We start from the raw sequence: 21,585 nt of genomic DNA, 5'->3' as shown, positions 1-21,585 counted from the left end.
ATTTGACTGGCCGCAAAAAAGAACAACAAGGACGAGGTTCCACCATGCTGTCGTATTTCCTACGCCGGATGCTTTTGATCATCCCGACGTTTCTCGGTATCACCCTGCTCGTCTTCACCATCACCCGTTTCGTGCCGGGCGGACCGGTCGAACGCATGCTGCTGCAAGCCCAGGTTTCCCAGAATGAATCCGGCCGTTCCAGCGGCAGCAAGGGGGCGCAGGCCCTCTCAGATGAGCAGATCGAGGAGCTCAAGGCCTTCTATGGCCTCGACAAGCCCATGCTGGTCGCCTACTGGGAGTGGCTGCAGAAGCTGGCGGTGCTGGATCTGGGCGAATCGACCCGCTACTACGAGCCGGTGTGGGATCTCATCAAGGATCGACTCCCCGTCACCGCCTTCTTCGGGCTGGCGACCTTTCTGCTGAGCTATGCGGTCTCCATCCCGCTCGGGGTGGCCAAGGCGCTCAGGCACAACAGCCGCTTCGACTCGTTAAGCTCCATGCTTATCTACATGGCCTATGCCCTGCCCGCCTACGTGGTGGGGATCTTCCTCATCACCGTCTTCGCCTTCCATCTGGAGTGGCTGCCAATGGGCGGTTTTCCGGGGGACGACTTTGAGTACATGGAGAGCAGCTGGGATCAGATCCGCACTGTCTTTGCCCACGCCCTGCTGCCGCTTATCGCCTACGCCATCGGCGATTTCGCCATCCTCACCATGACCATGAAAAACAGCCTGATGGAGAACCTGTCGGCGGATTATGTGCGTACCGCCGTGGCCAAGGGACTGCCGTTTCGCAAGGCGGTCACCGACCACGCCATGCGCAACAGCCTGATCCCCATCGCCAGTCACCTGGGGTCTGTGCTCACCGTTTTCTTTGGCGGCTCCTTCCTCATCGAGACCATCTTCAACATCGACGGCATCGGCCTGCTCGGTTACGAGGCTATCGTCGAACGGGATTACCCCACCGTCATGGGCATTCTGGCCATCACCTCCATGCTGATGCTGATAGGCAATATCGTCTCCGATATCTGCGTTGCCCTGGTTGACCCGCGTGTGCGGTTTGGAGATTGACCATGAACCAGACCTCTATTGCCATGCCGATGCTGATATCACGCCATATCATCTCCGATATCTGCGTTGTACTTGTTGATCCCCGCATGCGGTTTGGAGACTGACCATGAAGCTCAATCCGGTTACCTTGAAAAAACTCAAGCGCTTCAAGTCGATCAAGCGCGGTTACTACTCCTTCATCATCTTCACCACCCTGGTGCTGCTCTCCCTGCTGGCTGAGCTGCTGGTCAACAGCCGGGCGCTGATAGTGAGCTATCAGGGCCAGCTGCATTTCCCCACCTATGGCGATGTGATCCCCGGTCAGCAGTTCGGGCTCGATTACGAGTACGAAACCAACTACCGCCAGCTCAAGGCCAAATTTGCCGCAGAGGGCCAGGGCGACTGGGTGCTGCTGCCGCCGGTACCCTGGAACCCCTACGAGCAGGATTTCAAGGAGGATGCCTACCCGCCCTACGCCCCCAGCGCGGCCGAGCGCCACTTCCTCGGCACCGACACCAGCGGCCGCGACGTGCTGGCGCGACTGGTTTACGGCTTTCGCATCGCCATCGGCTTTGCCTTTATCGCGCTGGCGGCCAGTTACGCCATCGGGGTCACCATCGGCTGTCTCATGGGCTTTCTCGGCGGCCGCTTTGATCTCATCCTGCAACGCTTTATCGAGATCTGGTCCCAGGTGCCGTTTCTCTACGTCATCATGATCCTGGTGTCGCTGGCCAAGCCCAACTTCGGCCTGTTTGTCGCCATCAACGTGCTGTTCGGCTGGATGGGGATCACCTGGTATATGCGCACCCTCACCTACAAGGAGCGGGCACGGGACTATGTGATGGCGGCGCGGGCACAAGGGGCGACCACCGGGCGGATCATCTTCAACCACATCCTGCCCAACACCCTGATGATGATCGTCACCCTGGCGCCGTTCGCCGTGGTGGGCAATATCTCCACCCTGACGGCCCTCGACTATCTGGGCTTCGGGCTGGCACCGCCGACCCCGAGCTGGGGGGAGCTGCTCTCCCAAGGCATCAACAATCTGGATGCCATCTGGATCGTCAGCTCCGTGGTGGCGGCGGTGAGTCTGGTGCTGATCATGGTCTCCTTTATCGGTGAGGCGATCCGCGAGGCGTTTGATCCGCGCAAATTTACCCGTTACCAATAAGCCAGCCGATGCCAGCGCATCGGCAGGTGCCGGGTAACGAACAGTGATTAATGAAGGACGGGCCGCCGCCATCGGCGGTCCCGGGAGCAAGGGATAATCCCGTTATCAATCAAGACCCCCAGTGCAGGGGCCAGACCTGGAAGTCAAACATGAAAAATAAAATCAAATGGATAGGTGCTCTCTTTGTGCTGGTAAACGGATCCTGGGTCTGGGCGGCCAGCCTGCCCGCGGATCTCAAATGGGAGACCAACGACACGGATCCTGTGTTCGCCTCCCCCAAGGCGCTGCCGGGTGGCAGCCTCAATATGTTTGTGGAGAGCTTTCCGCTGACGTTTCGTACCGTGGGGCCTGACTCCAACGGATCGTTCCGCTCCTTTATTCTCGATAACCAGTTGCGACTCATCAGCTTCCACCCCAATACCGGCAACCCCATCCCCTCGCTCGCGACCCACTGGGCCATAGCGCCAGACAGCCAGACCGTCTACTTCAAGCTGGATCCCCGTGCCAAATGGTCGGATGGCAAGCCGGTCAATGCTGACGACTACACCTTCGGCTACGAGATGATGCGCTCCAAACACATCAAGGGGCCCTGGTTCAACAACTACTACACCACTGAAGTGGTCGCGGTAGAGAAGATCGATGATCACACCATTATGGTCAAAGCGGGCAGCCGCAAGGCCAAGCTGGATCTGCTCAACACCACCGAGCTGTGGCCCCAGCCCAAGCACTACTACAAGCTGACCCCCAACTGGGTGAAGCAGTACAACTGGGCCGTGGTGCCCACCACAGGTCCCTACGTGATCAGCGACGTCAAGAAGGGCAAGTCGGTCACCTTCAGCAAGCAGAAGGATTGGTGGGCAAAGGATGATCGCTATAACCAGCACAGATTCAACATCGACACCATCAAGGTGCAGGTGATCCGCGACCACAACATCGCCTTCCGCCACTTCCTGAAAGGGGAGATCGATACCTTCGAGATGATCCTGCCCAACTGGTGGCATGAAAAAGCGGTCACCCCGGAGTACAAGAAGGGGTACGTGCAGAAGGTGATGGCCATGACCGACACCAAACAGGGCGGTCAGGGAGTTCACCTCAATGTGGCCAACCCCAAACTGGCAGACGTAAACGTGCGCCTCGGCATCCAGCACGCCTTCAACATCGACAAGATGATAGAGACCGTGCTGCGCGGCGACTATGACAGAGCCACCACCTTCGGCTCGGGTTTTGGCGAGTTCACCGACATGACGCTGCCGGAGCGGGCTTATGACATCGGCAAGGCGCGGGAGTACTTTGCCAAGGGCGGCTACAACAAGCCGGGGCCGGACGGCATCCTGCAAAATGAGAAGGGGGAGCGGCTGACGCTGGCACTCACCTACACCAGTCAGGAGCACTCCAAGCGCCTGACCGTGTTGAAAGAGGAGGCCAAGAAAGCGGGTCTCGATCTGGAGCTTAACCTAGTGGATGGCGCCACCGGCTTCAAGGTGATGCTGGAGAAGAAACACGAGGCGGCCTGGCTTGGCTGGGGCGGCGGCGGTCTCTATCCACAATATTGGGAGTCGTTCCACTCCGCCAATGCCAACAAACCGCAGACCAACAACCTGTTCAACGTAGCGGACAAGGAGCTGGACGCACTGATCGACGCCTACAACGTCGAATTCGACATGGCCAAACGGGCCGAGATCTCCCGCCAGATCCAGCAGCGCATCTATGATCTCGCCATCTTCGTGCCCGGGGTGCAGCTCAACTATGTGCGGGCCAGCAGCTGGCGTTATGTGATGCTGCCGGACGTACCTGCCACCAAGAACACGCCGGATCTGCTCTACTGGCCGATGGATGGTTATCCTCACAGTAGTGGTGGTCTGCTCTGGCTCGATCCCAAGGTGAAGGAAGAGACCCGCAACGCCAAGGAGGCAGGGGAGGCGCTGGCGCCCATCAACCTGCTCGACAAGACCTATGCACGTCATTGATATTCAGGCCATTGCGAAGGGAGCAGCCGTTATGCCCAACACTCAGGCCCCCATTCTTGACGTACCGGATAACGGGGGGGTGTTCGCCGCTGATAACGGCCAGCACCAGGCCCCAATCCTCGAAGTACGCGATCTTGAGGTGGAGTTCGCCGTCGATGACGGCAAAATCAAGGTGCTCGACGGGGTCAGCTTCAAGGTGGCCCCGGGTCAGACGCTGGGGATCGTCGGCGAGTCCGGCTGTGGCAAGAGCGTTACCTCGCTCGCCATCATGGGGCTCTTGCCCAAACCCCACGGTCAGGTGGTAGCCGGTTCTATCCGCTTTCAGGGGGAGGAGCTGCTGTCGCTTGCGCCGGATCAGATGTACAAGGTGCGCGGCAACCGCATCTCGATGATCTTTCAGGAGCCGATGACGGCCCTCAACCCGGTGCAGACGGTCGGTGAGCAGCTGATGGAGGTGTTTCGTCTCCATCGCCCCGAGTATGACAAGGCCCAGCGTAAAGCCGCGGCCATCGCCATGCTGCAGAAGGTGGGGATCCCGGAACCAGCCCAACGCTTTGCGGTCTATCCCCACAACCTCTCCGGCGGTATGCGCCAGCGGGTGATGATCGCCATGGCGCTCTCCTGCGAGCCAGACTTGCTTATCTGCGACGAGCCGACCACGGCGCTGGATGTTACCATTCAGGCCCAGATCCTCGAACTGATGAAAGAGCTGCAGGCCCAGACCGGGATGGCCATCATCTTTATCACCCACGATCTGGGGGTGGTTGCAGAGCTGTGCGACGAAGTGGTGGTGATGTACGCCGGGCGGGCGGTGGAGCAGGCCGATGTGTTCGAACTGTTTGACCATCCCCGTCACCCCTATACCCACGGCCTGATGAGCTCGATCCCGCGCCTGGAGGATGAGCCCAAGAGCCTGCTCAAGACCATCAAGGGACAGGTGCCAGCCCTGCACGAGATGCCCGCAGGCTGCCGCTTCTCCAACCGCTGCCCCCATGCGACCGATCTCTGCATCAGCGCCATTCCGGCGGTGGAGCAACTCAATCCGCGCCACCATGTCGCCTGTCACTACTGGAAGGAGTTGACCCCATGAGCACTCTGTTATCGGTCAGGGATCTGAAACAGCACTTCCGGCTGGGAGGCGGCTTCCTGCGCAAGCAATATAAGGTTCACGCGGTGGATGGCATCAGCTTCGATCTCAAGCAGGGGGAGACGCTGGGGCTGGTGGGTGAGTCGGGCTGCGGCAAGTCCACCCTCGGGCGCAGCCTGCTCAAGCTGTTCGAGCCGACCGCAGGCACCATCACCTTCGAGGGGCGCGACATCACCGCCCTCAGCCCGAAGGAGATGCGCTCCCTGCGTCAGGAGATGCAGATGGTGTTTCAGGACCCTGCAGAATCCCTCAACAGCCGCCACACCGTGGGCCAGATTTTGGAGGAGCCCTTTATCATCCACGGTAAAGGCAACACTGAGCAGCGCCGCGGCTGGGTGCAGGAGTTGCTGGCAAAAGTGGGCCTGCCGGGCAGTGCGGTGGATCGCTACCCCCACGAGTTTTCCGGCGGTCAGCGCCAGCGGATCGGCATCGCCCGCGCCATCGCCCTCAAGCCCAAGCTGCTGGTGTGTGACGAGGCAGTCTCGGCCCTCGATGTCTCGGTGCAGTCGCAGATCGTCAACCTGCTGCTCAGCCTGCAGCGGGAGATGAACCTCTCCATCATCTTCATCGCCCACGATCTGTCGGTGGTCAAACACATCTCGGATCGCATCGCGGTGATGTATCTGGGACGGATCGTCGAGCTGGCGGATGCCCAGTCGCTCTATCTGGCGCCGCGCCACCCTTACACCCAGGCGCTGATCTCTGCCATTCCGGTACCGGACCCGCGCAGGCGCAGTCAGCGCATTCTGCTGACCGGCGATGTGCCCTCCCCCATCTCGCCGCCAAGCGGCTGCCACTTCCACCAGCGCTGCCCCCATGCGACCGAGTTGTGCAAAAGCAAGGCACCCAAGCTTGAGGCGTGTGATGAGGCCCATCATCAAGTGGCCTGCCACACCCCGCTCGCCGTCGGTGGTCACGCTATCAGCGGCAACGCCATGAGCGGCGACAGCAGGCTGGAACAGGCGAGCTAGGCGCAGCGAACAAACACCAGGGGAGAAACAGACGAGGCGGCCATCAGGCCGCCTCGTGCTATCGGGTCACTCTTGTCTTATCGGGTCACGGCTACCGCTTGTCAGGCAATCTGGTAACGGCCCGGCTTGTGGTTGAGTGTCAACACCAGATTACAGATAACCGCCGCCACGATGGAAAGCGCCAGGATCCAGGGCTGCACCACGAAAAACGAGGCGACAACAATGGCGCAATCGAGCCCCATCTGCAGCTTGCCCGCCCGGATGCCAAAGCGATCCTGAATAAAGAGCGCCAGAATGTTGAAGCCCCCCAGACTCGACTTGTGACGAAACATGATGAGCAGACCCATGCCAATCAGGGTACCGCCGATCAGCGCCGCATAGAGGGGCTCTATCTTGCCGATCTGCAATACACCGTTGAGGTGATCGGTCATGTAGGAGACCGCCGCCACCGAGACAAAGGTGTTGAAGGTAAAACGTGGCCCCATCCGCAGCCATGCCAGCGCATAGAAGGGCAGGTTGATGCCGAAAAACAGCAGGCCGAAGCTGATGCCGGTCACCTTTTGCAGCAGCAGCGCCAGCCCGGCAGTCCCGCCGGTGAGCAGGCCAACCTGATGAAACAGAAAGATGCCGAGGGAAACAAAGCTGGCCGCCGTCAGCAGGGCCAGCACATCCTCATAAATGGGATGGGCAGTGCGAATCGAGGTGTTGTCCATAACCTGTATCCAAGCGAAGTAAAGAGAGAGTGTCTGTCGCCTGCCGTTGCGGGCAGGCTGCGAGCCCTGTCCACAGGGCTTCGTTATGGGGTCCAGTCTATTTTTTGTGAAAAGGATCACAACAGTCAGGCTGAACGCCCCATTCTGGTGCCTGTCATCTGGCATTGACACTCGCTGCACCAAGATGCAGCATGCCGCGCCGTCAGAGGCGGTTTGCCATGGCACAAACGCGCCGGCTCTGCTACAAAGCGCGCAGCCCCCTTTGCCCATCACCGTAAGGAGCCCCATGATCTGCACAGGACCCCAACCATGACCTATCTGGTCACCGGCGTCGCCGGTTTTATCGGTTTTCATGTGGCCAGCCAGCTCTGTGCGGCAGGCCATCGGGTGGTGGGGATCGACAACCTCAACGACTACTACGAGGTGAGCCTGAAAGAGGCACGGCTGGCCCAGCTGGCCAGTTTCCCCAATTTTCGCTTCGAGCGGCTGGATCTGGCGGATCGCGAGGCGATGGCGGCTCTCTTTGCCCATCATGGTTTCGAGCGGGTGATCCATCTGGGGGCGCAGGCGGGGGTGCGTTACTCCATCGACAATCCGTTCGCCTATGCCGACAGTAACCTCACCGGCATGCTGACGGTGCTGGAGGGGTGTCGTCACCACGGGATCCAGCACCTCATCTACGCCTCCTCCAGCTCGGTCTATGGCATGGGGGAGCAGATGCCCTACTCCACCGCGCAGCAGGTGGATCACCCGGTCTCCCTCTACGCTGCGACCAAAAAGAGCGGCGAGCTGATGGCCCACGCCTACTCTACCCTCTATGGCCTGCCCACCACAGGGCTGCGCTTCTTTACCGTCTACGGCCCCTGGGGTCGGCCCGACATGGCCATCATCAAGTTCACCCGCGCCATCCTCGCGGGTGAGCCCATCGACGTATACAACCACGGCGATCTCAGCCGCGACTTCACCTACATAGACGACATCGTCGCTGGGATCCTCGCCGTCGCCGATCAGCCGCCCCGCCCCAATCCCGATTGGCACGCCAGCGAGCAGAGCGCGGCCGAGAGCGCAGCTCCCTACCGCATCCTCAATATTGGCAACGGCCAGCCGGTGCGGCTGCTCGATTTTATCGAGGCGCTGGAGGAGGCCATCGGCAAACCCGCCATCAAGCGGATGCTGCCGATGCAGGCAGGTGACATGCACGCTACCTGGGCCGACAGCGAACCGCTGCACACCCTCACCGGCCTGCGCCCCGCCACGCCCCTCAAGCAGGGGGTTGCCGAGTTTGTCCGCTGGTATCTCGACTACTATCGCCCGCCGCTGACGAGCGCGGGTAGCCCCTCGGTCATTGATGAGTTAATCAGATACCACTGATGCCCCGCGGGTTTTAGGATGGCTGAACGCACTGTCTGCGCACCATAGCGAGGATTTGAGATGCAATCACAGGAACAGGGTCTGATCGATGGACTGTTCGACCGCCTCAAGCAAGCGCAAGCCATGGATAGCAAACGAGACCCACAAGCGGATCAGCTGATCCGCCAGCATCTGGCAGAGCAGCCCGATGCCCCCTACTACATGGCCCAGGCGCTGCTGATCCAGCAGGCAGCCCTTACCCGCCTCAACGATCGAGTCAAGGAGCTGGAGGCCAGCCAGAACAGTTCGAGCGGCGGCAGTTTTCTCTCCGGCCTGTTTGGTAGCGAAAGCAGCCCGCCTCCGCGCTTTACGCCGCCACCGGCATCCGCTCCTGCCCAGCCAGCATCCCGTACCAGCTCCTTTTTGGACGGCGCTCTGCAAACCGCCGCCGGTGTGGCCGGTGGCGTGATGCTGGCCGATATGATCGGCGGACTGTTTCACCACAACCGCCCCGAGGAGATCATCGACATCATAGAGCCAGCGCCCATCGCCAATCCGGTCGATGCGGAACCGGTGCGCTGGGACGGCTGGGATTCACCTCCCGATGTTGGCAGCAATTTTCTCGACGACGATAGCCAGAGTAGCGGCTGGGCCGACAGTGACGATAACAACGGCGGTTTCTTCTGACCATCAAACCATTACTGGCCCCGCATCTGGCGGGGCCCAACTCGATACGAACCCCATGACTATGGAAAGTGTGATGACACCACGGATCGGCAACGGCATGACGCGATATACTCAGCGCGCTTCGTGCCACCCGGGAACAACTCCCGACCCCAGGCGCTCTGTCCGTGGCCACGCAACACCCCCATGACGACAAGGAGCCACCTCATGATCCGAACCCTGCTTTTGACCGGTACCGCCATTGCGGCCTATACCCTGACCCAGAGCCACTCTCTGCTTCCCCTGCTCAGCCTGCTGGCCCTGCTTTCGCTCTGGGTTGTCAGCGAAATTGGCAGCTTCTATCGCACGCTTCCTCCCACGGTGCTGGATGAGCAGGAGTATCACCACGACTTCTAACCGGATGAAAAATGGTGTGAAACTGTCGAGATGCCGTTAGTTCCATACCGTTTTGCTCTCTGAAATCAACCGGCTATAACAACAGGATCCACTGGGTTCGTGGCGATAGCAGCCATGTTCCTCTATATCTTCTGTACTCAAACAGGAGATAACCCATGAGGCACATCAGCGAAAACGGACTGTTTTTGCTGCTTTTTTTGTCGTTGTTACTGGCAGGTACGCCGCGGGCGATGGCACAAGGCAGGGATTTCAGACAGGCCCCCAAGGCGCTAACGGCGATCAAGCAGGGTCAAGTGGCCCAGCAACACGGCAATCTGCAAAAAGCCATCGCCCTCTACTGTGTCGCCGCCAGCACCGGCAATCCCGAAGGTTATTTCCGGATCGGCCGCCTGCTCGCCACCGGCCCAGCCTCGGTGCGCAGCGCCAGGCTGGCCAACAGTTATCTCGCCATGGCTATGCGCCTGGGTAACCAACAGGCCGCCCGTTACTACAACGCCCGCATCGGCAATGCCCCTATGGGGGAGCGGTGTGGCATCGGGATCCGTGGCGGTCAGGGGGGCTATCTGGCGCAGCTCCCCTCCACCCCCTTCAATGTCGACTCCTGGGTTGCCCACCAGCCCCCCGCCAAGCAAAAACTGGTCAGCATGCTGCGTCACGCCGCCAAACACCATAAGGTGGATGCCCGGCTGGTACTGGCGATTGCCATCGCCGAATCCAATCTCAACAGCCGCGCCGTTTCACCCAAAAATGCTCAGGGGCTAATGCAGCTGATCCCCGAAACCCAGCAACGGTTCGGGGTAACCCGGCCATTCGATCCAGCCCAGAACATCAAGGGTGGTGTCAGTTATCTCAAGTGGCTGGATCGCCGCTTCGATGGCGACTGGGTACTGATCTCGGCAGCCTACAATGCCGGGGAAAAAGCGGTGGAACGCTATGGCGGGATCCCACCCTATGACGAAACACAGGAGTATGTAAAACGGGTGCTCTACTTCGCTGGCCACAAGCAGCCCTGAGGCCATTCATCAGCATGTCCGTTACTGACAAAACACGCACCAACATTGCGCAACCGTTTTCCTTTCGGTAGGATCCGGCGCTTTCTCGCCAGCCCTACAGGTATCCCATGAATATCATCAAACGCTGTTCGCGCCTGCTCACCCTCTTTGCCCTCCTCTCCTCCAGCGTGATGGCGGCCACCCCGGCCCCCATCCTGATCCAGGGGGCGATGGACGTCGAAGTCGAAACTCTCGTTGCCGCACTGAAAGACAAGACGGAGCTGACTGTGGGGGCCTGGACATACTGGCAGGGTACTATCTCGGACTATCCGGTGGTCATCTCCCGCACCGAGGTGGGTCTGGCCAATGCCGCTGCCGCCACCACGTTGGCGATTGAGCGTTTCAAGCCGCGTCTCATCATCAATCAGGGTACGGCAGGAGGCCATGATCCGGCACTGCACCGGGGCGATATCGTTATCGGCACCAAGAGCTTCAACATGGGAGCCTATCGCAGTGACCTGATGCCCGCCGAGCAAGGCGTCGATCCGAGCAAATGGCACAACTTCGAGGTCACCATGCGTCTGCGCGATAACGGCAAGCTGGTGGAGCACAGCTCGTTCGCTGGCGATCCCGAGCTGATTGGCCGCGCCCTCGGTATGGCCGATCGCTATCGCCACGGCCGAGTAGTAGGCGGCATCATTGGCACCGCCGATGAGTGGAACCGACAGGTAGCGCGCATCAACTGGCTGCATCAGACCTACCAGACCGCCGCGGAAGAGATGGAAACCTCCTCCGCCGCCCTAGTGGCTGAGGCCTACAAGGTACCCTTTGTCGGCATCCGGGTACTCTCCAATACCGATCTCCACGGTGAAGAGTTTGACCCGCAGACTGCCATCCACTGCCAGCAATTTGTCATTGATTACGCAAACGCTCTGATCAACAGTTTCCACAAGGCATAAGGCCCTATAAGAGGCCGTCATGACAGGCGGCCTATCTTCCCCATCTTTGCCCCCCCTTGCCCATTGGTTTACAATCGGAACGTTTTTTGGAACCGGGTTGACCTGTGTCGACCAGGCCCCACCACGACATCAGTCTGTTAATGCCAAGACATTAACCTGCTGAAAAGGAAGAGAATTAGCCAATGGCTCAATTTATTTACACCATGAACCGGGTCGGCAAGGTAGTGCCGCCCAAGCGTCATATTCTCAAGAACATCTCCTTGAGCTTCTTCCCGGGCGCCAAGATCGGCGTGCTGGGTCTGAACGGCGCCGGTAAATCGACCCTGCTTCGCATCATGGCGGGCATCGACACCGAGATCGAAGGGGAAGCCCGTCCGCAGCCCGGCATCAAGATCGGCTACCTGCCGCAGGAGCCGAAGCTGGAGCCGGAGCAGACCGTACGCGAAGCGGTCGAAGAGGCCGTTGGCGAGGTGAAGCGCGCCATGGCTCGTCTGGACGAGGTCTATGCGGCCTACGCCGACCCGGATGCCGACTTTGACAAGCTGGCCCGCGAACAGGGCGAGCTGGAAGCCATCATCCAGGCCCAGGGCGGCCACAACATGGAGAACCAGCTGGAGCGCGCGGCCGATGCCCTGCGCCTGCCGGCCTGGGATGCCAAGATCAAGCACCTCTCCGGTGGTGAGCGCCGCCGTGTGGCGCTCTGCCGTCTGCTGCTGGAAAAGCCGGACATGCTGCTGCTGGACGAACCGACCAACCACCTGGATGCGGAATCCGTGGCCTGGCTGGAGCGCTTCCTGCACGACTACGAAGGCACTGTTGTGGCGATCACCCACGACCGTTACTTCCTCGACAACGTGGCGGGCTGGATTCTGGAGCTGGACCGCGGCGAAGGTATCCCGTGGGAAGGCAACTACTCCTCCTGGCTGGAGCAGAAGGACGCCCGTCTGGCGCAGGAAGCAAGTTCCGAAGCGGCCCGTCGCAAGTCCATCGAGAAAGAGCTGGAGTGGGTTCGTCAAAACCCGAAAGGGCGTCAGGCCAAGTCCAAGGCCCGTATGGCTCGCTTCGAAGAGCTCAACACCAACGACTACCAGAAGCGCAACGAGACCAACGAGCTGTTCATTCCGCCCGGACCGCGCCTCGGCGACAAGGTGGTGGAAGTGGCCAACCTGCGCAAATCCTACGGTGATCGGGTGCTGATCGACGATCTGTCGTTTGCCATTCCGAAGGGGGCCATCGTCGGCATCATAGGCCCGAACGGTGCCGGTAAGTCGACCCTGTTCCGCATGATGTCGGGTCAGGAGCAGCCGGATTCCGGCTCCATCACCCTGGGTGAAACCGTGGTACTGGCCTCTGTCGATCAGTTCCGCGACAGCATGGATGACAAGAAGACGGTCTTCGAAGAGGTCGCTGACGGTCAAGATATCCTGCGCATCGGCAACTACGAGTTCCCGAGCCGCGCCTACATCGGCCGCTTCAACTTCAAAGGTTCCGACCAGCAGAAGCGGGTTGGCGAACTCTCCGGTGGTGAGCGCGGTCGTCTGCATCTGGCCAAGCTGCTGCAGACCGGCGGCAACGTGCTGCTGCTGGATGAACCGACCAACGATCTGGATATCGAAACCCTGCGCGCCCTCGAGAACGCCCTGCTGGAGTTCCCGGGTTGTGCCATGGTCATCTCCCACGACCGCTGGTTCCTCGACCGTATCGCCACTCACATCCTGGACTATCAGGATGAGGGCAAGATCGAGTTCTTCGAAGGTAACTTTACCGAATACGAAGAGTGGAAGAAGAAGACCTACGGCGCCGAGGCGATCCAGCCCCATCGCGCCAAGTACAAGCGCATCGCCAAATAAGGCTGACTGCGTGTTGAGGGGAGCTCCGGCTCCCCTTTCTGTTGTCTTTTGGCTTACAATCCTAGACGGATGCCTTTGCATGGATGTAGCACGATGACGACCCCCATAGAGAAAAAACTCACCATCCAGATCCGGGTTGAACCGGGGTGCCTCGGGCCGGATGGCAAGGAGCACATAGAGACCTTCTGTGCCGCAGCCGCCAAGATTTTTGCCGCCGTGGAGCCCGAGCTGGTGAGCTGGGTGCTGATCCCCCGCTACGACAAGCAACTGCCGGAGCAGGAGTTCTTTATCGAGGGGCGCAAGCTGACCGAAGAGCAGGCAAGCCTCTTTCTGCGCCGCTTCGGCCGTGAACTGGGTGAGGTTCAAGACCGGCTCGACTCGGTGCTGGCCCAGTTGGTCGAGCGCTACTTCAAGACCCTTTAAGCCCCAATTTTCGATAAAAGGTTCTCTGCTGAGAACCTTTTTTCACGCTCAAAAAGCAAACGTTTGAATTTTTACTCTATTCATTGATCTGCTTCGCAGATCCGGGGTTTGTAAACGGCGCCGCCTGTGTAAAAATGTGCGCGCTGTCACGGTATCAGGACGAGTCTGGTTACTTAACCGCCAGAAACAGGGCAATTTACCCCGCATGGATGGGATAGCCCGTTCCCCTGCTGCTTATTTCACGTCACCTATTGGAATCCAACATGAATCAACAACACCAAGCTGCCAATCAGGCCGCCGGGCAAGGATTGCTTGAGCGCCTGTTTGCCCTGCAAGGCCATGGCACTACCGCCCGCACCGAAGTGATCGCCGGTATCACCACCTTCCTGACCATGGTCTACATCGTGTTCGTCAACCCGCAGATCCTCTCTGCGGCGGGCATGGACACCCAGGCCGTGTTCGTCACCACCTGCCTCATCGCCGGTATCGGCAGCATCCTGATGGGCCTGTTGGCCAACCTGCCGATCGCCCTGGCTCCCGCCATGGGCCTCAACGCCTTCTTCGCCTTCGTGGTCGTCGCCGGCATGGGTTACTCCTGGCAAGTGGGCATGGGCACCATCTTCTGGGGTGCCATGGGTCTGTTGATCCTCACCCTGCTGCGGGTGCGCTACTGGCTGATCGGCAACATCCCGCTCACCCTGCGGGTCGGCATCACCGCCGGTATCGGCTTGCTGATCGCCCTGCTCGGCCTGCACAACGCCGGGATCGTGGTGGCCAGCCCCGCGACTATGGTGACCGTGGGCAACCTCACCTCCCTGCCCTGCCTGCTGGGTCTGCTCGGTTTCTTCCTGATCTGCATTTTCTCCGCCCGCGGCGTCCACTCCGCCGTGCTGATCGCCATCGTGGTCACCACGGGTCTGGGCTGGCTGTTTGGCGATGTCACCTTCAAGGGCTTTGTCTCCATGCCCCCCAGCATCGAACCGGTGTTCGGCCAGCTGGATCTGATGGGATCGCTCGATATCAGCCTCGCCGGGATCATCTTCTCCTTTATGCTGGTCAACCTGTTCGACTCTTCCGGCACCCTGATCGGTGTCACCAACCGCGCCAAGCTGGCCGATGACAAGGGCCACTTCCCGCGCATGAAACAGGCGCTGATGGTGGATAGCGTCAGCTCCGTCGGCGGCGCTTTCATGGGCACCTCCTCGGTCACCGCCTTTATCGAGAGCAGCTCCGGCGTTGCCGTCGGCGGCCGTACCGGTCTGACTGCCATCGTGGTCGGCATCCTGTTCCTGCTGGCTATCTTCTTCTCTCCGGTCGCCGCCATGGTGCCGGCCTACGCCGCCGCTGGCGCCCTCATTTATGTGGGCGTGCTGATGTGCTCCGAGCTGACCCGGGTGAAGTGGGAAGATCTGACCGAAGCGGTACCAGCCTTCATGACCGCGGTGATGATGCCGTTCAGCTTCTCCATCACCGAGGGGATCGCCGTGGGCTTCATCTCCTACTGCGTGATGAAGGCAGGTACCGGCCGCTGGCGCGAGATCAACCCCTGCGTGCTGGTGGTTGCCCTGCTGTTCGTGCTCAAGTTCGTCTGGGTAGACGGCCACTGATAATGACCAGCGCAATCCGATGGGCTCCCGACAGGGAGCCCATTTTTATTTGCCGGATCATGCTTCTCGCCCCTGCGCTGTGACGCGGGGGCCTGACAGTGCTAGATTGGCAGCCACCATTTTGAACCGGCAGTTTCGTTAACCCCATGTCGTTAACCACCTGTCGTGAACCACAAGGACGGCAACCGTGGCCCAGCATTTTGCTTCTCCCTCAGCATCAATCTCCGCATCAATCTCCCCATCACTCACCGCTTTCCCGCCCTTGCTGCAAGAACAGGCCGAGCGCCAGTGGCAGCGGCTGGTCGAGCTGGCCCCCGACTATGGCTCGCTGCCCGAGCCCGTTCGCCAGCCCCTGCTGACCCTGCTCGGCCTCTCCGATTTTGTCGCCGACTCCCTCTTCAAACAGCCGGAGTTGCTGACCGAACTGCTCGCCTCCGGGGATCTGGAGCGCTCCGAGCGCTGGCCCGCCTACCAGAGCGATCTGACCGCCCTGCTCGCCGAGGTGAGTGATGAAGAGGCGCTCAAGCGCATCCTGCGCCAGTTCCGCCGCAGCCGCATGCTGGTGATCGCCTGGCGCGAGCTGCTGGGCCACGCTGAAGTAGAAGAGAGCTTTATCCACCTCACCAAGCTGGCAGATACGCTGATCTGCTCTGCCCGCGACTGGCTCTACGCCAAACAGTGCGGCGAGCTGGGCACCCCGATGGATGGCAATGGCAACCCGCAACCGCTGCTGATCCTCGGTATGGGCAAGCTGGGGGGCGGCGAGCTGAACTTCTCCTCGGACATCGACCTTATCTTCACCTTCCCCGAGAACGGCTACACGGTTGGCGGGCGACGCGAGCTCGCCAACCAGCAGTTCTTTATCAAGCTGGGCCAGCGCATCATCAACGCCCTCCACCAGCCCACCCAGGATGGTCAGGTGTTCCGGGTCGATATGCGCTTACGCCCCTTTGGCGATGCGGGGCCGCTCGCCATCTCCTTCGCCGCCATGGAGGATTACTACCAGCACCACGGCCGCAACTGGGAGCGCTACGCCATGGTCAAGGCGCGGGTACTGGGGCCCCAGTGCGAGCACGCGGTGGAGCTGGCCGAGATGCTTCGCCCCTTCGTGTTTCGCCGCTATATCGACTTTGGCGTTATCGACGGCCTGCGCCAGATGAAGGCGATGATCGCCGCCGAGGTGCGCCGCAAGGGGCTGGAGGGCAACATCAAGCTGGGGGCTGGCGGCATCCGTGAAGTGGAGTTTATCGCCCAGGCGCTGCAACTGATCCGAGGCGGGCGCGAGCCGGCGCTGCGGGTGCGTCACCTGCCCGAAGCGCTGGCCGCCATCGCCCAATGTGGCGCCCTCGAATCCGCCCATTGCGACCGCTTGCTGACGGCCTATCGCTTCCTGCGCCGGGTCGAAAACATCCTGCAGGAGATCGGCGATCAGCAGACCCAGACCCTGCCCACCGAGGAGCGGGATCGCCAACGGCTGATCGCAGCTCTGGGTTTTGCTGACTGGGACGCCTTTATGGCTCATCTGGACGAGGAGATGGCCGCCGTCCATCAGGAGTTCGCCGCCGTGGTGGGGGAAGAGAAGGAGGCCCCCGCCCATCTGGAGCAGCTCTGGCTCGATCTGTGGCGCACCGAGCTCGACGCCGCCGAGCTGGAAAAATTGCTGACTGCGCAGGGGGTGGCCGAGCCCGCCCCGCTCTGTGCCGCGCTGCTGCGTTTCAAGGAGGAGTACAAGCGCCGTCAGGTAGGGCCGCAGGGGCGCATCGCGCTGGACTGGCTGATGCCGGAGCTGCTGCGGCTGGTGGTCGCCAGCGAGCAACCCGCCCGCCTGTTCGAACGGGTCTGTGAGCTGCTGACCCGCATCTTCACCCGCAGCGCCTATTTGCAACTGCTGGCGGAGAACCCGGGCGCCCTGCGCCAGCTGGTGCGGCTGTGCGACGCCAGCCATCTGGTGAGCGAGCAGCTGGCCCGCTACCCGATTTTGCTGGACGAGCTGCTCGATCCCCAGCACCTCTACCACCCCACCCCGCTCGACCAGTACAAGCCCCAGCTGCGCCAGTTCCTGCTGCGCATCCCCGAAGAGGACGTGGAGCAGCAGATGGAGGCACTGCGCCAGTTCAAGCAGGTACAGCTGCTGCGCATCGTGGCGGCCGACATCGCCGGCGCCCTGCCGCTGATGAAGGTGAGCGACCACCTCACCTGGCTGGCAGAGGCGATCACCGAAGAGGTGGTCAATCAGGCGTGGGCCCAGATGAGCGAGCGCTACGGAGTGCCGCCCGAAGTGGCGCTGAGCGGCCAGCGCGGCTTTGCAGTGGTGGCCTATGGCAAGCTGGGCGGTATCGAGCTCGGTTACGGCTCGGATCTCGATCTGGTGTTTCTGCACGGCGGCGATCCCAACAGCTACACAGATGGTCGCAAGCCCATCGACAGCCGCCAGTTCTACCTGCGTCTCGCCCAGCGGATCCTGCACCTGTTCAGCACCCGTACCCCCTCCGGCATTCTCTACGAGATCGATATGCGGCTGCGCCCTTCCGGCGACTCCGGCCTGCTGGTCTCGTCCCTCTCGGCCTATGAGCAGTATCAGCAAAACGAGGCGTGGACCTGGGAACATCAAGCGCTGGTGCGGGCCCGCCCCATCTATGGCGATGATGCCATCGTTGCCGAGTTTGCCCGTATCCGCCGCGATGTGCTGGCCAAGGAGCGGGAGCTGCCGACCCTAGCCCGCGAGGTGCGCGAGATGCGCCACAAGATGCGGGATCACCTGCTCAAAGCCGGTGCCGGCGAGTTCGATCTCAAACAGTCCCCCGGCGGCATGGTGGATATCGAGTTTATCGCCCAGTATCTGGTGCTGGCCCACGCCTGCGTCGAACCCGATGCCCTCACTCGCTGGTCCGATAACGTGCGCATCTTCGACGAGTGCGTCATGGCAGGGGTGCTGACGCTGGAGCAAGCGGAGGGGCTGAAGCAGGCCTATCTGGAGATCCGCAACCTCGGCCATCGCCTCAACCTCTCGGAGATCTCCCGCAAGGTGAGCGACGATCAGTTGCAGAGTGAGCGCAGCCATGTCCTCGGCGTCTGGCAAACCCTGCTGGGGGAGTAATTCCCGCCAGCGGCAATGAAAAAGGGTCCGCCTGAAGCAATTCAGGCGGGCCCTTCCCTATAGAGTTGCCAGGCCAATGCCTAGTCCGATACGACACTCACAGAACGGTCTCCACAATAAGAAAGAGCCCGCACGGGGCGGGCTCTGCATGGGGATAAAACGAAAGGCTGGGGCTATTTGAACAATCCCTTGAGCAGCTGGTCAGCCACACCTTTGACGGCTTCATTGTCGGCCTTGTCCCCCAGCAGCTTCTTGAGGCCGCGTTCGGCCTCCTTGCGCGCCTTATCCTCCAGCAACTTGTTGTTGCTGAGCAGCGCCTTCACGTCGAGCTGGTAGCTGGGGGCTTGCCAGTGGCCACCGATCCGCACCGGAATGGTGATCTCTTTGAGCTCGTCCACATCCTTTCCTCCCTGCCCCTTGCTGCTCTCGACAATGGAGGTGAGGAACAGGAAGTCGAGGCTCTCCGGCACCAGCGCCGTCTGCCCCTCCCCCTTGACCCGCAAGGCGGGGGCAAAGAGCTGGATGTCGTTGCTGCGGGCGATGCCGTCGGCAATCTGGAAGCTGGCGGTGAGGGCGCTGAAGTCGGTCTTGCGCGCCTCCTTCACCTGCTCGGCCCCCTTGCCGCTGAGGGTGGCCCGCGCCTCGCGGATCATCTCAGGCAGGTTGATGCCGTGCAGGGCGCCGTCGCTCAGTTTCAATGTGACCTTGCCCCGCATCCCGTTGCGCAGTGCCAGAGGAGAGAGACCGCGCCCCTGCACCTGCACATCGAGATCGCCCCTGCCCTCCAGCAGATCGCTCTGGGCCAGAGTCTGCAACAAGGGACGAATGTTCACTCCGGCCACCTGCTTGTGCACCTTGTAGGTGGCGGGCTGCTGGCGCGCGTCGAGTACCCCGTTCGCGCTTACCTGACCGCCAGCCACGGTCGCGCTGAACTGTTTGAGCGTCAGCAGTCCCTTGGCCAGAGCCAGCTGCAGATCGACAGCACCGAGATCCAGCCCTTTCAGGCGCAGGCTGCCGAGTTGCAGCCGACCATCCAGATCCACCCCTTTGAGCGCGCCCAGATCCGGTTCAACCGCGGAGAGGGCTTCGCTCTTGCCGGTTATCGCTTTATTGCCACTTGCAGCGGTGTTGGCAACACCGGCCGCCGGTTTGTCCTCTTTCGCCTGCGCAGGTGTGGTCGGTGCCGATTTGGCGAGCCATTTGTCGAGATCCAGCTTCTCCCCCTTGAGATCGAAGCTGATGGAGGGAACTGCGCCAAGCTGCACGGTTCCATCACCACTCAGCAGCGCCTCATCGGCACTCATCACCAGCTTGCTCAGGGTGATCAGCTGCTTGTCGAGCTCGGCACGGGCAAACCCGGCCAGTTTCAGCTTCATCTGCGGGCGTGGCAGCGCATCACCTTCCAGCGCTGCGGTCAGCAGTACATCGGAGAGCTCGGCAAGCTTCATCTCCTTGTCGAGCCGCCCTTTAAGTGTTCCTTCCAGAGAGCCAGCCAGTGAAGCTTGCTGCCCCTCTACCTTGGCACCCTTCAGCGCCAACGTGAGGTTGCTCCACTCACCGAGGGCCAATCGGTCTCCCTTGATGGAGAAACTGTCGAGTCGCAGGGACGGATCACTCAGGCTGCCACTGAGGCTCAAGTCTTTCAGTTCACTCGCCATCACCTCCTGCGCCAGCTTGATCTGGGCCTGCCCTTTAACATCGAAAGCGAGCTTGTCGGCACTCCCCTTGGCGGCCAGCGTCACGGGTACCCACTGACCGGTGGCCAGCTGCCCCATATCGAGATCGAGGCGATCCAGTCGCAGCGAGGTGCCGCTGCGATCATCCTGTACCAGCGCACTGGCCTGGAAGAGCGCGACACCCTGCAAGCTGATCTGCCAGGGCTTGCTATCAGCGGTTGGCGCAGGAGCTGCGGGAGCGACCGGTTCGCTTGTATCAGCAGTGGCATCTTTGATCAGTCCGCTCAGATTGGAGCTGCCATCCGCCTTGGTCTGGATAAAGAGATGGGCGCCACTCAGGGTCACCTTGCCGATCTCCAGACGATGGGAGAGCAGCGGCAACAGGGCCACCGAGGCCTCGCCCTGCTCGAAACGAACCAGATCCGGCTCGGCAAAACCGGCCGGATTGCGCAGGGCGACCTTCTCCAGCGAGAGGCCGAGACTCGGCCAGAAACGCCAGTCAATCTCCCCCGCCATCACCAGCTCCCGGCCTGTGCTCTTGCGCACCTGTTCAGCCAGTTGGGGCTTGAATTGATTGGGGTCGATAAGGCTTATCAGCGTCACTATGGCCAGCAAGGCCGCTACGGCGATGCCGAGCAAGATGAGAACTATCTTCTTCACGATATGCTCCTTGAATCCGGATCCACTGCTGACTATACCACTCACCGTCTGACGAATGGCGTCTGCGGGACAAAAGCGGACATGGATGAGACAGGGATGGTCGCTGCCAATCCCCATCGTCATCAGCAGGAATCAGGCTTGCAAAGAGGATTGCTGCAGCCGCGCCATCGCGGTGCGCGTCGACTCGAAAGCAAAGCGGGGCAAGGGGATATCGCTAATCTTCAGCCACTGACAGGCGGCCACATCGTCAGCCGGCTGGATGACAGGTTTTTGACTCAGCCTGATGGCGAAGAAGGTGTCACAGGTGTGGTAGGTGATATTGTCGTAGGGATAGATATTGGGGTATGAACCAAGATAGGTAAAAGGTTGGGCGCTGACATTGAGCCCCAGCTCCTCCTGCAATTCCCGCACCAGCGCCCCCTCCAGCGACTCGCCGGGATCGACAAATCCGCCCGGCAGATCCAGCAACCCCTTGCCAGGATTACGGGCACGCACCGCAACCAGCACCTCGTCCTGCCAGCAAAGCGCCACCATCACAGCCGTCGCCACATTTTGGAAAAAATGAAAACCGCAGCCACAGCGAAACTCTTTAGGGCTGACGCTCTGCAGGGTTTGACCGCCGCATTTTGGACAAAACATGGGCTATCTCCGACGAAATAAAGCACCATTTTACGCTGTTGTGACCGTTTTTTATGAGTAAAACCGACGGGGAAGACTAGGCATTCAAAGGGAGAGGAATAAAACGGGACAATTATCAGACGATTTAATAAATTGCATGCAACAAAAAACCCCGCTCGATGAGCGGGGTTTCTTGTATTGGGTGCCTGGCAGTGTCCTACTCTCGCATGGCGAATGCCACACTACCATCGGCGC

General features: G+C 60.7%; 17 protein-coding genes. 14 read left to right on the top strand and 3 right to left on the bottom strand.

Annotation, left to right across the window (positions count from 1 at the left end; genetic code table 11):
• The first annotated feature begins 44 nt into the window (after positions 1-44).
• The 5 genes from G5195_RS18055 (at position 45) to G5195_RS18035 (ending at position 6,305) form a co-directional block, all read left to right on the top strand.
• Positions 45-1,070: an ABC transporter permease subunit gene (locus G5195_RS18055; RefSeq protein ID WP_005349436.1), complete on the top strand. Its 1,026-nt coding sequence runs from the start codon at positions 45-47 to the stop codon at positions 1,068-1,070.
• A 106-nt stretch (positions 1,071-1,176) separates the two neighbouring features.
• Positions 1,177-2,220: an ABC transporter permease gene (locus G5195_RS18050; protein ID WP_005343430.1), complete on the top strand. Its 1,044-nt coding sequence runs from the start codon at positions 1,177-1,179 to the stop codon at positions 2,218-2,220.
• Positions 2,221-2,369: 149 nt separating this feature from the next.
• Entirely contained in the window at positions 2,370-4,187 is a 1,818-nt protein-coding gene (locus G5195_RS18045; protein WP_337073557.1) for an extracellular solute-binding protein, read from the top strand.
• Positions 4,188-4,218: 31 nt separating this feature from the next.
• Positions 4,219-5,277, top strand: coding sequence for an ABC transporter ATP-binding protein (locus tag G5195_RS18040; RefSeq protein WP_421222407.1), 1,059 nt, complete (start codon positions 4,219-4,221; stop codon positions 5,275-5,277).
• Positions 5,274-6,305 (top strand): ABC transporter ATP-binding protein, encoded by a 1,032-nt coding sequence (locus tag G5195_RS18035; RefSeq protein WP_421236367.1) that lies wholly within the window; start codon positions 5,274-5,276, stop codon positions 6,303-6,305. Before G5195_RS18040 ends, G5195_RS18035 begins: the two co-directional genes overlap by 4 nt.
• Before the next feature lie 101 nt (positions 6,306-6,406).
• Here G5195_RS18035 and G5195_RS18030 read toward each other — a convergent pair whose 3' ends face one another.
• Positions 6,407-7,018, bottom strand: coding sequence for a YitT family protein (locus G5195_RS18030; RefSeq protein ID WP_069556328.1), 612 nt, complete (start codon positions 7,016-7,018; stop codon positions 6,407-6,409).
• Between the two features lie 309 nt (positions 7,019-7,327).
• On the opposite strand from G5195_RS18030, the gene G5195_RS18025 reads away from it, so the two are divergent.
• The 9 genes from G5195_RS18025 (at position 7,328) to glnE (ending at position 18,376) form a co-directional block, all read left to right on the top strand.
• Positions 7,328-8,389 (top strand): NAD-dependent epimerase, encoded by a 1,062-nt coding sequence (locus G5195_RS18025; RefSeq protein ID WP_421236366.1) that lies wholly within the window; start codon positions 7,328-7,330, stop codon positions 8,387-8,389.
• Positions 8,390-8,449: 60 nt separating this feature from the next.
• On the top strand, positions 8,450-9,055 hold the full coding sequence (locus G5195_RS18020; protein ID WP_421236365.1) for a DUF2076 domain-containing protein: 606 nt from the start codon (positions 8,450-8,452) through the stop codon (positions 9,053-9,055).
• Positions 9,056-9,259: 204 nt separating this feature from the next.
• The gene (locus tag G5195_RS18015) at positions 9,260-9,448 is read left to right on the top strand and encodes a hypothetical protein (RefSeq protein WP_421236364.1); all 189 of its coding nucleotides are present in this window, start codon (positions 9,260-9,262) and stop codon (positions 9,446-9,448) included.
• A 155-nt stretch (positions 9,449-9,603) separates the two neighbouring features.
• A complete protein-coding gene (locus G5195_RS18010) occupies positions 9,604-10,461 on the top strand; it encodes a lytic transglycosylase domain-containing protein (RefSeq protein WP_421236363.1) in 858 nt (285 codons plus the stop codon).
• Between the two features lie 107 nt (positions 10,462-10,568).
• Positions 10,569-11,399 carry a 5'-methylthioadenosine nucleosidase gene (locus G5195_RS18005; protein WP_216951989.1) on the top strand — a complete coding sequence of 277 codons (831 nt, stop codon included), beginning with the start codon at positions 10,569-10,571 and terminating at the stop codon, positions 11,397-11,399.
• 182 nt (positions 11,400-11,581) lie between these two features.
• A complete protein-coding gene (gene ettA, locus G5195_RS18000) occupies positions 11,582-13,249 on the top strand; it encodes an energy-dependent translational throttle protein EttA (RefSeq protein ID WP_042054910.1) in 1,668 nt (555 codons plus the stop codon).
• A 93-nt stretch (positions 13,250-13,342) separates the two neighbouring features.
• Positions 13,343-13,672 carry a hypothetical protein gene (locus tag G5195_RS17995; protein ID WP_005343410.1) on the top strand — a complete coding sequence of 110 codons (330 nt, stop codon included), beginning with the start codon at positions 13,343-13,345 and terminating at the stop codon, positions 13,670-13,672.
• Between the two features lie 263 nt (positions 13,673-13,935).
• The gene (locus tag G5195_RS17990) at positions 13,936-15,279 is read left to right on the top strand and encodes an NCS2 family permease (protein WP_421222417.1); all 1,344 of its coding nucleotides are present in this window, start codon (positions 13,936-13,938) and stop codon (positions 15,277-15,279) included.
• 187 nt (positions 15,280-15,466) lie between these two features.
• Positions 15,467-18,376 carry a bifunctional [glutamate--ammonia ligase]-adenylyl-L-tyrosine phosphorylase/[glutamate--ammonia-ligase] adenylyltransferase gene (gene glnE / locus G5195_RS17985; protein ID WP_421222419.1) on the top strand — a complete coding sequence of 970 codons (2,910 nt, stop codon included), beginning with the start codon at positions 15,467-15,469 and terminating at the stop codon, positions 18,374-18,376.
• Between the two features lie 173 nt (positions 18,377-18,549).
• Here glnE and G5195_RS17980 read toward each other — a convergent pair whose 3' ends face one another.
• Together G5195_RS17980 and G5195_RS17975 are read right to left on the bottom strand one after the other, a co-directional pair.
• On the bottom strand, positions 18,550-20,712 hold the full coding sequence (locus tag G5195_RS17980) for an AsmA family protein (protein ID WP_421222421.1): 2,163 nt from the start codon (positions 20,710-20,712) through the stop codon (positions 18,550-18,552).
• A 132-nt stretch (positions 20,713-20,844) separates the two neighbouring features.
• Positions 20,845-21,351, bottom strand: coding sequence for an NUDIX domain-containing protein (locus tag G5195_RS17975; RefSeq protein ID WP_421222423.1), 507 nt, complete (start codon positions 21,349-21,351; stop codon positions 20,845-20,847).
• Positions 21,352-21,585: the final 234 nt, after the last annotated feature.

Origin of the sequence: Aeromonas sp. 601039 (genome assembly GCF_049174415.1) — a bacterium.
In the GTDB taxonomy this organism is placed as follows: Bacteria; Pseudomonadota; Gammaproteobacteria; order Enterobacterales; family Aeromonadaceae; genus Aeromonas; species Aeromonas veronii_A.
The sequence above is the reverse complement of the archived record's forward strand: the minus strand, read 5'-3'. Positions and strand labels throughout refer to the sequence as shown.

Bases quoted from the DNA above. Each gene is read 5' to 3' on its own strand.
- G5195_RS18020 (WP_421236365.1), top strand. From the start codon at position 8,450: ATGCAATCACAGGAACAGGGTCTGATCGATGGACTGTTCGACCGCCTC.
- G5195_RS18050 (WP_005343430.1), top strand. From the start codon at position 1,177: ATGAAGCTCAATCCGGTTACCTTGAAAAAACTCAAGCGCTTCAAGTCG.
- ettA (WP_042054910.1), top strand. From the start codon at position 11,582: ATGGCTCAATTTATTTACACCATGAACCGGGTCGGCAAGGTAGTGCCG.
- G5195_RS17990 (WP_421222417.1), top strand. From the start codon at position 13,936: ATGAATCAACAACACCAAGCTGCCAATCAGGCCGCCGGGCAAGGATTG.
- G5195_RS18030 (WP_069556328.1), bottom strand. From the start codon at position 7,018: ATGGACAACACCTCGATTCGCACTGCCCATCCCATTTATGAGGATGTG.
- G5195_RS17995 (WP_005343410.1), top strand. From the start codon at position 13,343: ATGACGACCCCCATAGAGAAAAAACTCACCATCCAGATCCGGGTTGAA.
- G5195_RS18015 (WP_421236364.1), top strand. From the start codon at position 9,260: ATGATCCGAACCCTGCTTTTGACCGGTACCGCCATTGCGGCCTATACC.
- G5195_RS18045 (WP_337073557.1), top strand. From the start codon at position 2,370: ATGAAAAATAAAATCAAATGGATAGGTGCTCTCTTTGTGCTGGTAAAC.
- G5195_RS18040 (WP_421222407.1), top strand. From the start codon at position 4,219: ATGCCCAACACTCAGGCCCCCATTCTTGACGTACCGGATAACGGGGGG.
- G5195_RS18025 (WP_421236366.1), top strand. From the start codon at position 7,328: ATGACCTATCTGGTCACCGGCGTCGCCGGTTTTATCGGTTTTCATGTG.
- G5195_RS18035 (WP_421236367.1), top strand. From the start codon at position 5,274: ATGAGCACTCTGTTATCGGTCAGGGATCTGAAACAGCACTTCCGGCTG.
- G5195_RS17975 (WP_421222423.1), bottom strand. From the start codon at position 21,351: ATGTTTTGTCCAAAATGCGGCGGTCAAACCCTGCAGAGCGTCAGCCCT.
- G5195_RS18010 (WP_421236363.1), top strand. From the start codon at position 9,604: ATGAGGCACATCAGCGAAAACGGACTGTTTTTGCTGCTTTTTTTGTCG.
- G5195_RS18005 (WP_216951989.1), top strand. From the start codon at position 10,569: ATGAATATCATCAAACGCTGTTCGCGCCTGCTCACCCTCTTTGCCCTC.
- G5195_RS18055 (WP_005349436.1), top strand. From the start codon at position 45: ATGCTGTCGTATTTCCTACGCCGGATGCTTTTGATCATCCCGACGTTT.